The organism is Bartonella sp. HY328 (assembly GCF_025449335.1).
Taxonomy (GTDB): domain Bacteria; phylum Pseudomonadota; class Alphaproteobacteria; order Rhizobiales; family Rhizobiaceae; genus HY038.
Window position 1 is genome coordinate 268,120 of sequence record NZ_CP104884.1, and the last position, 15,245, is coordinate 283,364.

The 15,245-nt window shown below is 39.7% G+C and carries 8 protein-coding genes; 3 read left to right on the top strand and 5 right to left on the bottom strand.

Annotated features, from left to right (window positions below):
* Positions 1-490: 490 nt before the first annotated feature.
* From N5852_RS14640 to N5852_RS14660, 5 genes are all read right to left on the bottom strand, one after another.
* Complete coding sequence (locus N5852_RS14640; RefSeq protein ID WP_262099910.1) at positions 491-1,804, bottom strand: amidohydrolase; 1,314 nt, start codon at positions 1,802-1,804, stop codon at positions 491-493.
* Positions 1,805-1,840: 36 nt separating this feature from the next.
* Positions 1,841-2,293 carry a hypothetical protein gene (locus tag N5852_RS14645; protein ID WP_262099911.1) on the bottom strand — a complete coding sequence of 151 codons (453 nt, stop codon included), beginning with the start codon at positions 2,291-2,293 and terminating at the stop codon, positions 1,841-1,843.
* A complete protein-coding gene (locus tag N5852_RS14650; RefSeq protein ID WP_262099912.1) occupies positions 2,290-3,099 on the bottom strand; it encodes a DUF3100 domain-containing protein in 810 nt (269 codons plus the stop codon). The genes N5852_RS14645 and N5852_RS14650 overlap by 4 nt, the downstream gene beginning before the upstream one ends.
* Before the next feature lie 181 nt (positions 3,100-3,280).
* Positions 3,281-5,614, bottom strand: coding sequence for a penicillin-binding protein 1C (gene pbpC / locus N5852_RS14655; RefSeq protein WP_262099913.1), 2,334 nt, complete (start codon positions 5,612-5,614; stop codon positions 3,281-3,283).
* A 93-nt stretch (positions 5,615-5,707) separates the two neighbouring features.
* Entirely contained in the window at positions 5,708-11,407 is a 5,700-nt protein-coding gene (locus tag N5852_RS14660) for an alpha-2-macroglobulin (RefSeq protein WP_262099914.1), read from the bottom strand.
* Positions 11,408-11,983: 576 nt separating this feature from the next.
* On the opposite strand from N5852_RS14660, the gene N5852_RS14665 reads away from it, so the two are divergent.
* From N5852_RS14665 to N5852_RS14675, 3 genes are all read left to right on the top strand, one after another.
* On the top strand, positions 11,984-13,021 hold the full coding sequence (locus N5852_RS14665; RefSeq protein WP_262099915.1) for a tetratricopeptide repeat protein: 1,038 nt from the start codon (positions 11,984-11,986) through the stop codon (positions 13,019-13,021).
* A gap of 198 nt (positions 13,022-13,219) precedes the next feature.
* Positions 13,220-13,573, top strand: coding sequence for an MmcQ/YjbR family DNA-binding protein (locus N5852_RS14670; RefSeq protein ID WP_262099916.1), 354 nt, complete (start codon positions 13,220-13,222; stop codon positions 13,571-13,573).
* A gap of 1,194 nt (positions 13,574-14,767) precedes the next feature.
* Positions 14,768-15,172, top strand: a complete 405-nt coding sequence (locus tag N5852_RS14675; protein ID WP_262099917.1) for a hypothetical protein — start codon at positions 14,768-14,770, stop codon at positions 15,170-15,172.
* Positions 15,173-15,245: the final 73 nt, after the last annotated feature.

Below are 15,245 nucleotides of genomic sequence, written 5' to 3' on the forward strand. Positions count from 1 at the left end.
GGCAAATTTCACTTTTTTACAGCGCTTTTCAAAGCTTTGGTTAATGTTACTAGAACCGGCGCTTATTTTCAAACCTTGAGGTTTTTAAAAGGGAAAGTCATAATTACCATTAAGTTAAGTTATTACTAAAATAAAGAATGACCATTTGGCAAATTAAATGGTGCATTATTAAAGGATATCCACCTTTTATTGAAAATATGGCAAAGCAAATTACGTTTAAGTTCGCAAAATTTATTCATCCAGATGTCGGATAATCATCGGTGCTTGACGGTGACTTTAAGTGAACGGCTAAGAGATTGGTCAAATATAGGCGGGAAAGTCTACCAAAAGATTTTAACTTGATCGAGTTTGGTGCAGATAAAAATTTTGGCAAAATAAAATATTTGCAGGTAAAAACGAGCCGCAGATCAAGGTAATTATTTTGCACGAAAGGCAATGAATGAGCTGAATTAAAAAAGCGGTAAAGGCATGCCTTTACCGCTTTTTGGTTTTAATTACTTGAAAAAGATTCAAGCAATTTAAGATAGGTTTCTTTGGTAAGTTGCGGTTTAAATTCCGACTTTACTTTTTGTGCGCCCTCGCCATCACCATAAAGCAAGTCAATCACCGTCATTGCCATGGCTTGTGCGCAACGAATATAAGCGGTGTCTTCATCAAAGATTTTATAATCCTTGCCATGCAAAGTGCCTTCAATGCCGCCAGCATGAGGGTGGGCAAGTGGAATGATTTGTGATAAATCACCCGTATCGGTGCTGCCTGCCATGTGCTTACCTTGGCGAACACGGTCTTTACCTACCAATTCCTCGGCATTTTTTTCAAAAAACGCATTAATATTGGCATCATTATTAAGCGGTAAATAACCTGGAAGATCTTCAATTTCCACTTCAGCACCAATTGCCATTGCGCCAGCTTTTAATGCACGGTCAATTTTTTTATTGGCATCAATCATTGCGTCAATATTGGCAGCGCGCACATAGCTTTCCATACGCACATCGCTTGGTACAACATTAACCAAATCACCGCCCTTAGTGATAATTGGGTGAAAGCGCACATTGTCTTGGTCTTTAAACGTATCACGAATAGCATTAACCCCCATAATGCCCATCATGGCGGCATTAAGCGCATTAACACCTTCATAAGGTGCGGCAGCAGCATGGGCAGGTTGGCCTTTATAGGTGATTAATTTGCCGATAAAGCCATTACTGGTGGTTGATAATTGTAAATAACGCTCATGTTTATTATCGGGAACAACATGCATTTGAATGGCCATATCAACATCATCAAAAGCACCAAGACGAATAAGTTCAGCCTTGCCGCCAAGATATTTAATCTTGCCTTGTTGGCGAAGTTTATTGCGATAGGCAATTTCAACATATTCTTCCGCTGGAACAGCAAATAGAACCACATCACCGCTTAAATGTTCCATGGCATCGGCATCTTGCAAACCCATGCCAACTGCAATCATTGTGGCAATCTGCACATTATGGCCGCAGCAATGGGCAGCGCCAGTTAATTCATCAGCATTTGGGTGTTCATGGCAGATAATGGCGTCTAATTCGCCGATGACAGCCACACTATGATCGGAATTTTTGCCCTTTAACCGTGCTTTTACTCCGGTGAGTGCCAATTCTTTTTCATAAGGCAGTTGCATGCGCTTAAAGGTTTCTTCAACTTTTGCGGCAGTCTTTACTTCCTTATAGCCAAGTTCTGGCTCATGATAAATAGAGCGGCCAAGGGCAAGAATGTCATCGCGGCGCGCTTCAATTGCAGCGCAGACTTTCTTTTTCAGTTCTTCTTTATTCATTTAAACACCTCCAAAATATTCTGCTGGCTTTAAGACTTAAATTGCGCCTTCAATATGTAATGCCCATTGGGCAAGCATTGTCGCACAAATGAATGTACCTGCAATGACTGCAAGTGCAACTGGAATAATGCGCCATGAAATTTTTTTGAACGCTTCTAAATCCTTACCAATGGAAAGTCCGGCATAGGCAAGCACTGGTGTACAAATAGCTAGGAATGGAATTTTTGCTACATAAAAATTGATAATTTCATGATAAGGAAAGATTGGGCTTGATACGAGGATAGCAAGCGCAGAAATCCATAAAATGGACGGTAACATGTTAAAGAGCGGCAGTTTTGCAATGATATAGCCGCAAATGCCAACACCAATAATAATCCCAACACCAGTTAGCGATACAACTATATCAACATCACTATAGCCAATATAATGAGCAACAACAATCAATAGCCCGCATAAGATAGTTAGAAAAATAACTTCTAAAATATTCATTTTACCGCACTTTCATTGTTTTTATTGCGCCCAAATAAGCGGTTTAAAATGGCATAAAATTTTACCGCAAGGGGAAGAGAAATAAACAGTGCAAAATAAATGCCTAAAATTCCCGTCATTAAATTGGCAGCCCCTGCATAAGCAAGAATTTGCTCCTTCATTTCCGGATAAAACTCAATGATTGAGCCTGATGCGGCAGCAAGCATACTGCCAGAGCCAACACCCGCACCCATTGCCAAAGCGTAAGGGTGGAAAATATCAAGGCTGGCTATCGCACTTGAAAAAATACCAATCCACACAGCACCAAAAACAGTCCCACAAATATACATTGCCATAACGCCGCGCCCTTCAGGCGAGTTAAGACCGTATTTTTCAGCAATAATCGCAATATTGCCTTCACGGTCAAGCGAATAGGTAGCGCCAATGGCTTCACGTCCCATGCCTAATGCGACTGCAATTGGCATGCCGATTATGATGGTACCAAAAAAATGACCAAACTCTTGAATAAGTAAGGCAAATTTTGCATCAAGTAGTTTCATAATATTGGGACCAATGCCAAGCCCAATCGCGGTAATAAGCGGAATAAGTACTATGGTGAGCATTTTGCCAGCACTGTCACCGTCTTTAAAGCTAATAATTTTCCATTTTGGAAAACTGATAAAGCCAGAAATAATCATTGCAAAAAGCATAGGAAAAAGCACAATGGCAAATTTGCCAAAGGAAAACCTCATGGAGCCAATAGTTTCACACACTATCACCACCAAAAATGCTATGATATGAAGTTTGACGTTTTTTAAGACAGTCATGGACTTCCCCTATTTAAAAAGATTCTTAATTTACCTTTTTGTATAAGCAGCGTCCATTATTCAATAGCTAAATGCCATATTTCTATTTAAAAGGTTAATTTCTACAATTAATCTCAGCTTTATCGCTATTATAATGCTATAGCGTAAAAAATTTTGTACTTTGCCTTTTAATCATTACAGCCTAATTGAAACTGACATTGATACTACGCAAGGCGGTATTGCCATTTTCATCACTTACCCGTAATTGCATGCGTCCTGCTTGTTTTGGCCGCCAATCAAGGCTTGTTCCCGGTGTTACAACGCCAAGAAAGCGGTCTTTTTCAAACCAATAGAGCCGTTTTACGCCGGCCGGTGCGTCTGCCTCTAAGCGTATATGATCATTTTCATCATCGCGTTTTAAAACATAGGTGACATTTACCAACGGATAACGAATTTGCGGTGGCGATATAGTGTCAGATTTTAACCTTATGCCACATGTTTTTTGAGTGGGTGGTTTACGCCGCGGCAAGCCTGCCGCATCAAATAATGCATTTAAATCACTTGGCCAAAATTCAAAAATTTCTTGTTTAATATAGGGCTTATCATAAGGCGGGCAGGCAATTTGGCCGCTGCGTGTATCAATCATGAGTGGTCGATGTAGATTGGAAATTTTAATTGGCGAAACGCCAGCAATAAACCAAGTTTGCTTTCGTTTTGGACAATATTCATTAGGTAAATCGCCAGAGGCTGCACAAACATCAACGCGCACGACATTTTTAGGTGGCAATTGCACCAGTTGCTTTTCATTGGGCTTTAAAATTGGCAAAGCATCAGCAATCTTAAAAAATAACGGCGCTGCAGAACGCACGCCAATAAAAGCCGTCGGGCCGCTATTGTCAAAATTGCCAATCCATACCACCACAATATAGGGGCCAATCATGCCACTTGTCCAAGCATCGTGGTAACTCCATGATGTGCCGGTTTTCCATGCGACTGGCCAATCTTTTCCACGGCGATCTTTTGGCAAACCATCAGGGCGCGGGTTTTGATAAAGCATTTGGCGGGTGATAAAACTCGCTTCTGGTGATATTAGTGCCTCGCCCTCATGATATGGCTCGGTTTTTAAAAAGCGCGGAAACTGTCTTTTGCCGTCTTTGGCAAGGCTGGCATAAAGGCTGGCAAGTTCCAACATTTTCATTTCACCGCCACCAAGGGCGATGGATAGTCCATAGCTTTCTTCAGGCCGAAGACCCGTAATGCCAGCATTTTTTAAAAACTGATAAAGGCTTGGTTTACGGGTTTTACTGGCAAGCCAGACGGCAGGCACATTGCGCGAACGGATAAGCGCTTCTTGCGCCGATAGTGGCCCGACAAAACGGCCATCAAAATTTTCAGGCTGAAACGATCCAAACATAGTTGGCGCATCTTTAAGCATGGTCATTGGATGGATAATGCCCTGATCAATCGCCAAAGCATATAAAAACGGCTTTACTGTTGACCCCGGCGAGCGCGCGGCTATCGTACCATTGACTTGGCCATGGATTTTTTCATTAAAAAAATCTGCTGAGCCAATCATAGTCTTTATGCCCATATCACGGCTATCAATGATTAAAATTGCGCTATTGCGGATACCTAAGCGGCTGCGATCTTTAATATAGCCATTATTAATTGCCTCTATCGCCTTTTGCAATTTCAAATCGAGCGTGCCCTGTAACTGGTCTTCTGGGTAATTGGCAAGCAGATAATCGCTATAATGGGGGGCTAAAAATGGCAAATCGCGCCTTGTATAAGCGGTGATTGGTAAATCATTTAATGCCGCACTGCGCGGATCATCTTTATTGGCGTCGCGCCAATCATTTAGCAATAATAGCCGCGCTTTTTGGGTCTCAAGTCCAAAACTTGCGCGTTTTGTTGGGCTTTGCGGAATAACAGCTAAGGCGAGGGCTTCATTTAAGGATAATTTCTGTGCAGATTTATGGAAATAAATTTGCGAGGCTGCTTCCACGCCTTCAATATTGCCACCCATTGGCGCAAGATTAAGATAGGCTTCTAAAATTTCCGCTTTGCTGTAACGCGCTTCTAACCAAAGGGCTGCCAATATTTGTTGCGTTTTACCTGAGATTGAACGCGAATTAATATTGTAAATTTTGCGCGCCAATTGCATGGTAAGGGTGGACGCGCCTTGGCGATTGCCGCCAATGTAAGTGGCAAGGCTGGCCCGAAACAGCGCAAAGGGATTAACGCCAAAATGGGAATAAAAATAGCGATCCTCTTTTAGCATAATGGCTTCGATCATTACCGGTGACATGTCCTCAAGCGGCACAAAAAGTCGATAATGATCGTCTTTGCTCAAGGTTAAGCGCAAAATTTGCCCATTTTGGTCGCTAACAAGCCTTGAATAGGAAAATTGTTCTTTTAGCGGCGTATGCGGCCAAAGGCGCAGCGCGATAAGTACCAAGCTTAAAAAAGCAAAGCCATAAAGAAAAATGCGTAAATATCGCCGCAATCTTGATTTTGTAAAAAAACGCCGCCGCATTTAAGCCATACCAGTTTTAAGTCTTCATATGAAATACGCCATGATATTATCATGGCGTATTTTGTTATGGTTTATCGCAATTTATGCGGTTTACTATTTTACCTCAATAATCAGCTTACCAATAGCACCTTCACCATTAATTTGCGGATTATACATGCTTTCAGCAAAAGCGGCTGGAATGGTAAATTGCCCTGCATTGATAGCGCGTACCTTATAGGTAAATGTGCTAACTTCTTTATTTAAGCTGCCGTAAAGCACAACGCGGTCGTCGCGTGGATCAATAAAGTGAGGCTGCCAATCGCTTTGGTCTGGCTCGCCAACTGCTGGCAATGCCTGTTCTTCATTGCCTTCACTATCATATTCATTGCCATCATCGCCATTTTCATCACTGCCATCATCGCCATTCTCATCAGCACTTTCATCGTCATCAGAAGATTGCGAATGATTGGGTTGACGATAAACAAGTTCAACACCACCTGGTAAAAGATCAACAATCGCGACATCACCAACATAATCTTGCCCTGTGCTGCGCATTCTTACCCGCACCAAAAATTCATCGCCAACATTGACCTTATCAATCTTGTTGCCTTTTAGGTCGGTATAATCATGGAAGATATCAATACCATTATTACGTGGCTCTTGGCTTTTGTTAATATCATAACCAGCTTCACTTAACAGCACAAAACCTGGTAAGTCGCCACGGCTTTTTGTTAATGTCAAAGATTTAAAATCAAAAGGTAAAATGGCTTTTGATGGGCTACCTTCTAAAGTTACACTTGTTGTTTGATCATTATTTTGTTTGACAACAGCTTCGATTGAGCCACCACTATTTTGCACAGAATTTTCGTAAATGGATGCTGCACGAATAAGCAATGCCGATGAAAGGCTATTATAGCGTTGGCTTTGTAAATTATCGGCAATTTTTTGCCAAACTTCGTTTGGAATTTTGGATAATTGGTTAGGGAAATAGCGACCAAGTATGGTGATTGTTTCGCTATCATGCGTTAAAGCATCATCAAAGTAATATTGACTGTCTTCATTATTTTTAAGCAATTGCCAATCAATGGAATTTACCAAGGCATTGGCTTCTTTATTTTGCTTAAACATCACATAACTGGCCGCCATATAAACAGCGGTCGTATCTTTTTGCCATTCCTTTTTTTCATAATAAGTGTCAAGTCGCTCACGAAGATTAGCAAGCTCATTGAAACTAGGACTAATGCCAAGGCTTTGTGCTTGGCGGTTTAACAAGTAAATTGCATAGGCTTGTAAACGAAAGCCGTTTATTCCTTCAAAAGGTGGTTCTTCTGCAATGTCTTTCAAAAAGGCTCTTGTGCGTTCAAAATTTTGGCTTGCTACATAAAAACCGCGCTCTTGCGCATCAAGCATAAAATCAACCGCATAAAGCGTTGCGAAAATATCGCTATCGGGTGTTGCATTCCATTGACCTAAACCACCAGAACTATTCATGCGTTGGCCTAATATTGTCAATGTATTGGCGACATTTTGGGCTGCATCACTGTCTTGCGCATTGCCAAAAATAAGTGATGGCATGGTTTTAGAAATGGTTTGCTCGGTGCAAACATAGCCATAATTATCAAGATATTGATTAAGGCCGGTTGCCCAATTAAGCGGTGAATAGCCAAAAGATGCCTCTACCTTGCTTAATTGCGAATAAAGCTTGCGTGTTGGTTCAAGCGTTATAACCTTATCATTGGTGATTTTAGCGCTTAGCTGCACCCGCCGTTCAGATAGTGGACGGATAGAAACATTTTCAACCATAGTAAAGCTGCGACCATCAGCCAATTTTGCAACGAATTTTATATCATGGGCACCTAATTTGTTGCCATCATTATTATTGGAAGCTTTTAACTGCCAATTAGCGGTTGCTTCTTTAAGTGGATCAACGGTGAATTGCTGGGTCTTGTCACCCACAATCTCAAAAGCCAAACTTGGCTCAATGGTCAAACTTACCACATCTTGCGAAGCTAGATTGCTAAATGCGCCCATTGACACATTGACTATATCGCCAGGAGCAACAAAAGCCGGCACATTTGGGGTGAGTACTATAGGTGCCTTACTTTCCGTATAGCTTTGGGCAATACCAATATGGTTTTGATCAACGGCCACCGCAAAGAAATGCACTTTACCGTTGAAATAATCAGGCACTTGCCAATTAAGCTCGGTTTCACCCTTGGGCAAGTTGACAATGTTGCTCCAATAAACAACAGGCGGCTTATTTTTGCGCTTAAATGGATTTAGATGGTTGGATAATGCCCCTTCATCATCACCACCAGAAGCTGCCAAAAATAGTTTTGAAAATTCAGGCAAGATCAAATCAAGAATTTGCGTGGTTTCAACTTCCAAAGCGCGCTTTTTGAAAAAGAAATCCAATGGCCGTGGCTGGCTATAGCGTGCCACTTGCAAAATGCCTTCATCAACGCCCCAAACCATCACTTGCGATGGGCGATTAACATTCACCTTAATGGCAATATCATCACCCGGCTCAACCGTCTTTGGTGTTGTAAGCGCAATATTAGTCGTGCGATTATCTAAACTAATGGCAAAAGGCGCAACACCATAGGAAAGTGGCGACATGAAAATTTCATCCGATTGCGGCGAGCGGACAAATTGCACATTAATATAAGCATTACCCTCTAACCCCTCTGGCAATTCAATATATTGAACGCTTGATGTTGTATCGGTTTTAAACCAAGAATGGGCATAGACCTTATCACGCTCGATGGTGATGAGGCCTGCTCCGACATAAGGGGCACGAATATTAATTTCAATAAATTCGCCCGGCTTATAAGAGGTTTTATTAAGTTTAAGGGTAAGCTCGCTGTTACGATCTAGCGAGCGTGATAGGTTCGCATCACCTGCAACACTATAATTTAGCTGGTTTAAAACCGTATCACCATTTTTAATTTTAACAATAAACTCACCCGGATTGCTGGTGTCGAGCGTATCGACCGCGCCATTTTCCGCAATAGAAAAGGGCTTGTTTTCAAGCACGATTTCTTTTTTGCGTGACGCATAGCGATAGGTATCATCATATTGCTTTACCAATACCGATACATAGCGCACTTCCACCAATTCGCGTGAAAGACCATTAACACCAATTGGTTTTAAATTGGCATTAACCGCAAGCCAGTTAGCACGCCGTTGTGTACCCTTATTAACAAAGTCAAGATTATCATCACTCTTTACACCCACCATATAATCAGCTGGGGAAACAAGGGCGCTTGCGTCTGCTGCAACATTCCTGCCGCCATCAGCTTCAAAAACCCGTGCCAAAACTTGCAGTTTATAACCGCTTGCAGTAAAGCGGTTTAAATCAAGATTAAAATTGGCAATGCCATTTTCATCGGTTTTTTGGTCTGCCAAGTCTTCAACATGGCTTTCGTCCAAGGTGTTTTCAAGATAAAAACGATAATCGCGATAGCTATCAAAGCCAACAAAGGCGGGTTCCATGCGCATGGTCATGCTTGTACGCCGATCACCTGCTGGCGCACCAAAAAGATGCATTGCTTTGACACTTGCCTTAACTTCTTCTGGCTTTAACCAGCCTTTAATCGGCGTTGGCGAAAGACTAGCTGTTACTTTCATGCGGTCTGGTTCAAAATCACGAATAGAGAATGAAACGCTACCAAGCGAATAATTGCCACCATTTATATTGGCAAGCTCAAGCTCTGCCGTATAGGTACCAGCAGGCATTGCAGGATCGGACGCAAAATCATAGCTTTCAAAGCCTTCTGCCGATAGCTGCATTTTCTCGGTCTTTACTTCGCGGCGGGCAGGATCATAAATGGTAAGCTCAACCGGCAAGCCTTGCAAACTACCAAGCCAATCATCACGGCGAACAATCATGCCAAGATGCACGGTTTCGCCGGGGCGATAAAGGCCGCGCTCGCTAAACATGAAAGCACGTAATGTATCGGTTTTGCCATCGGCCATTAAACCGCCAATAGCAAAGCGCGATAGGTCAAGCTGGCGGCCTTCATTATTAATAGGCAAGAAAGACTGATCCTCGCCATTGGTGACTACATACATGAGCGGGCGTTTTTCACGAGATAATTCGCTTAAATTACCAAAATAAGCATGGCCTGTTTCATCGCTATAGCTTTGCGCAACCGGCAGACCATTAACGCCGTAAACTTCCACCAAGGCATTATCAATTGGTAAGCCCGTTTCGATGGATTGCACAAAAATATCATGGCCGCGATTGCTATCGCGCTTGGCAATAATGCCAAGATCCGTCACCACAATAAAACGTATGTCACGCGCTGATGTAACCTCGCCAAGGGTTTGGCGATCATAGCTACCTTTTTCACTTATACGCACCACAAAAATGCCATGCCTACCATCTTCACTTGATAGGTAAGGAGCAAGATCGACATAGCTATATTGCATTTTATTGACAGCAATATCAGGAAGATCAAAATCGATATTTTCGCGCTCGACCAAAGTATCAAACTCGCTTTCGCTCATATCAGGGCGAACAAAATTGCCATCCAATTGATTAATCAAATGGTGAAGCTGCTTTGGCAGAACGCGGGCTATTTCAACTTGTGCGCCACTGACACCTTGCGCCATGACGCCAAGGGTGCGTTCACCACGAAGACCAAGCAAAGCGCCTTCTGACATGAATTGCAAAGTCTTAGGATAATTGGGCATATTTGATGTGTAAAGTGTTTGCGCATCACGCGATAAATAACCGCCTTGGGATTGGATTTTGCCATTGATACGCACATAAAGTTGCACACCGGGCTCAGCATTAAGCTTAAATGAATGAAGGCTATTTTGAGCGCTATCACTTGGAATTTGAATAAGTGAAATTTTGCGCGAGCGGTCAAGCAAATTATCGGTAATTTCATTGTCGCGCCAATTAATGTGATGACCATATTCATCGTTACGTTGTGGTAAAGCCCAAGCTGTCACTTGTCCATCAATGTTAGTGTCGCTTACCGGTTTTGAGCTTTCAAACATGAAAATCGGCTCTGGTTCACCATTATTATTGCGCACAAAATCAATTTTTGCGTCACCAAAACTTAACTGATAACGCCCCGGTACATCAATGCTTGCGCTAAATTCGTCGCTGCTAGCATTACCGCCAAGATTTGACGTCACGCCTTTTGACAACTTTAATTTAACGGTAGATGTTTCAAGCGGCATGCTTAAAATTGCTGATTGAACAGACGCGGTTAAACCATCTTCTGAAAAGAAAATTTGCGGATTATTATTAGTCTTATTTTGATAGGTAAGACCGCGCGATAATTCAAATGATATATGTTTTGCAAAAGTCTTTTGATCAATTGGGTGGCTTGCTTTAATTTCCGCGACCATCTTCTTTTGATTAGGATCTTGCGGATCTTCATAGAGTTTTGAATTATTAACCGAAATAGCAAATGGACTAGTTGTTACATCAAAACTATAATCTTTCAGCAATACGCCGTCAGTAAACAAGCCTTTTTGGGCAAGGCTTACCGTATATTTTTGGTCAATTGGCCAATCTTGTTGTGGCTTAAAAGTTAGTACCTTGTCATTAGACCAATGCCATGTACCCTTAATTTGTGGTGATAGGCTTACGCCTTCTTCAATTGTTGTATTGATTTTATCAATGGGGGCAACAGAATCTGAAAATTCAATAGTTAAAGGATAGGTTTTGACACCCTTTTTATCATAATCGGATAAAGGCGGATTAGAATAGTCATAATTCACCATATAGGGCAGTGGCTGGTTTTGATACCATATCCAGCCAGCAAAACCTGCACCAATTAACGCAACCAGCACAAAAACACTTGCGATTGCGCTTTTGGTATATCTTTTAAAAAAACAACCAATAAGGGAAAATATCTTGCAAATGGGCCTTAACCAAAAAGGTGGCACCCACGAAACATTACCAAAAATAAGGCTAAATATTTTTGCCAAAAAAGAATAAATTGCGTTAAAAAATGCCATAACCCGCCCATAAAATTATAAATGAATTTGGTTCTACAAATACACTTGTCATAAGTTAGACGAGAATATTACATTTTTTGCATAGTTGCACAATATAGTATAAATTATTATCAAAAGATTTTATAAATGATGTTTAAAGTCTAAAGGCTTTAATATATTTAGAATAAAATCGTTCTAAATTGAAATTATCCGCACAAAAAAGATAGCAAATCAACTTTTTTAACTTAAAAAATTTGATAAGATAAAATTTAAGTTTTATAGAGCGCATTTCGATCTATTTGGATCAGGTCGGCGCTCTAATCCATTGTTTACACCGCGTTTTTGTCTGAAAGACGCTTCACACTTTTTTAAAAAACGCTTCAATAAAAAACGCCAATGCTGGTTACCAATGCATTAAGGGAAATGAACATGAAAATTCGTCACCTCTTTTCAATTTATATTTTGACAATTTGCTTAAGCGGAAGTGGGTTTTTAGGGCAATATTCATTTGCTGGCGAGCCTCAAACAGTTTCATCCAAAACAATCGAAACATCAACACAACAAACAATAAATGACGAAATTGAAGTTTTAAAAAAAGCTGCTTTAACTGGTGATGTAAATGCGCAAAACGAGTTGGCGGTGATTTATTATCAAGGTAAAAAAGTTAAAAAAGATAACACTGAGGCAGTAAAATGGTTAAAAATGGCTGCGGAAAAGGGTGATGCGACCGCTCAAGCACGATTAGGCCTCATGTATAGAGATGGTTTGGGCGTTGAGCAAGATCGAAAACAGGCGATGATCTTAATAAAAAAATCAGCAGATCAAGGGAATGCGGTAGGACAGGTAAGGCTTGGTACGTTTTATGAAGGTGTTGGGGCCTATAGTGATGCTATCAAATGGTACAAAAAATCAAGTGCGCAGGGCAATGAATTTGCGAAAATGCAGTTAGACAAGATTTATTTTAAGGGTTTAGCGAGCCAAGAGGATTATGACAAATATCGGAAAGAGCTGCAAGACGATGCCCTGCAAAATAACGGCGAAAGCATGTATAGGCTTGGGCTTTTCTATTATCGTGGATTAAGTGTTGAGCAAGATTATACTGAAGCGGCTAAGTGGTTTAAAAAAGCAGCTGATTTAAACCATGCTATGGCCAATTTAAGGTTATCGATGTGTCATGCAATGGGTCGAGGCGTAGAAATAGATTTTGATAAATATGTTCTATATGCAAAAAAAGCAGCACAATTGGGTGAAAAAACTGGGTTGTTTTCTCTTGCAGTTGGGTACAAAGCAAACAAGAAATATGAAGAAGCTTATATGTGGGTTCTGCTTGTCGATAAAAATGTCCGCGATATTGAAAATTTAAAAGCCGAAATTGCTAAGAAATTATCGCCGCAGCAGATTTTAAATGCTGAACAAGCGGCTAAAAAATGTCTTACAGCTAATTATCACAATTGCAGCATCGAGTAGTTTTTTATAAATTATTCTTAAATAATGAACACTCTCATATTTTGGTATAATTTTAAACGGCTTTGAATATTTGTTGGCGCCGATGCTTAGCAGGGTATATAACAAATAAATAGCAAGATTTGCTTTAGCTATAGCATCCATCTAATAATGAATATATATTTAAAAACGAATAGATTTAGTTCAACGGGTGAGAAAAAAATGAATAGAGCGCAAGTATTTGCCTATGTGCAAGAAAAATATCAAACAGCTGAAGAATATCCTTGGCCAAAATTTCCCGATTATGCAGTTTTACGCCATAAGGATAATAGCAAATGGTATGGTATAATATTAAATGTGATGCGCGAAAAAATTGGCCTTGATGGCAATGGTCAAGTTGATGTGCTTGATGTCAAATGTGACCCAGCTTTGATCGAGCATTTAAGTGAAGCTGCAGGTTTTATCCCCGCCTATCATATGAATAAAGATCATTGGATTGGCATTTTACTTGACGGTACGCTTACAAGTGATGAAATTAAACAATATATTGATAAAAGTTTTGAGCTAACTGCGTGATATTTGATGCAATTTTTGTAAAAGTTGCTGAAATATATAATTATAACATTAATAAATAAATATTATTGGTTATTTATATAATATAGCTTTTGGCTTATCGGTATCATTTGAACTAATTTTTTAAACATTAAATCTTGTTTGTTAAACCGAAAATAGCGAGAACCAATAGGCTTATTTCACTTATGAATGCGCCATAAATGACCGCACATAAAAGAGGTATTTTGAATTTAAATAGATATAGGCGTTAGACTGAGCCACCAAATTAGTTTTTAAGTGTATTGGTTTAAGTGTATTGGCCCAAAAACCAAAACAAGCACAAAGAACGAAGAGGATTGCAATAAAAACGCTTAGCCCATAAGCTTTTAAAAAATCGCGCATTTTATTCCTCCATAGGATAAAGTATTTATCGAATGATGATTGAATTATTTGCTTTTGGTTTGGTGAGCAATTTATAAATTAGCGAAAAAATTATTCCCGTCGCGAAGCTAACAGCTATGAAAAAGACAATTAAAGTGACCATTGGAAAAAGTGTTGTTGCACCAATAATGTATAAAATGATTGCATTAAGTAGTCCGATTAAGACACCCCATGGACAGAAAAACAAGAATTTCATTTTAGAATATTTTTTTAAAATTAGGTAAATTGGTATGCTTACAACAATAAATAGGGCTATATTGATATGAAAGATAAAACACATTATAATGAAAATAACATATAGAAAACTAAATGATGCATGAATGTTTTCAAGGCTACTATCAACCGAAAATATCCGTATAGCAAAATATCCAAAGATAAGTATATTGCTTATAAGGTAGCTTAACCAATAAGCTAAAATAAAACGCCACATAAAATTCCCCCTCACCAGAATATGAACCCAGTTCATTTATTCAATTTTTACAATAAAAAGTCAATTCACTTTAATTAAACACAATATATAATGCTCATTATTTGGATGTTAGGCTAAATGCTAAGGCTTTTTCAATGACTTTTGAAAATAAGCTAAAGGAATTTACTCAAAACGATGAAGTGTTTTAATATGCCATTTTAACGCAGTTTGGTTTAGCTATCATCAGCGTGAGCCGTTGCCGACAGAATGATTAACCATTGACAATGGAAAAAGAAAGTTAAAGGTTTCACTTCGCCATCAAATATTCAAAATTGAACAGTGGTTATAATTTTAATGGTTAGTTTAAAATGGCAAATTTTATGAAAGCCTATTGGCTAACACTGATATTGGCGGCAATTTGTGCTACAATTTCCGCAATTAGATATATTTATGTCAATAATATTATTTATGTGAGTAGTTCAGATGATGCGGTTATTTGGGTATCCATGCAAATTTTTGTTTGGCTTTTTTCTAATTTGTTTATTTCAGTTGTTATCGGCATGCCGTATTTTCTCATCGTTAGGTTTTTTACTCAGTTTAACTATTGCTGGGCGGTGATGATGGGTGTTTTGGCTGGCTTTGTTAATTTGCTCTTTATTACCGGACGGGAATACCTGTCTCAATGGTGGTGGTTTTTAGGGGGAGGGCTAGTTTTGGGGCTTATCCTTGGTGGCATGCAAATCTTTTTTGATAAACGGTCAGCCAATGATTAAATTATCCATGCCGCAAAACGAGGTGTTTTTTTAACAAAATACCAAAATAATTATTGCTTTATTAATAAATTAT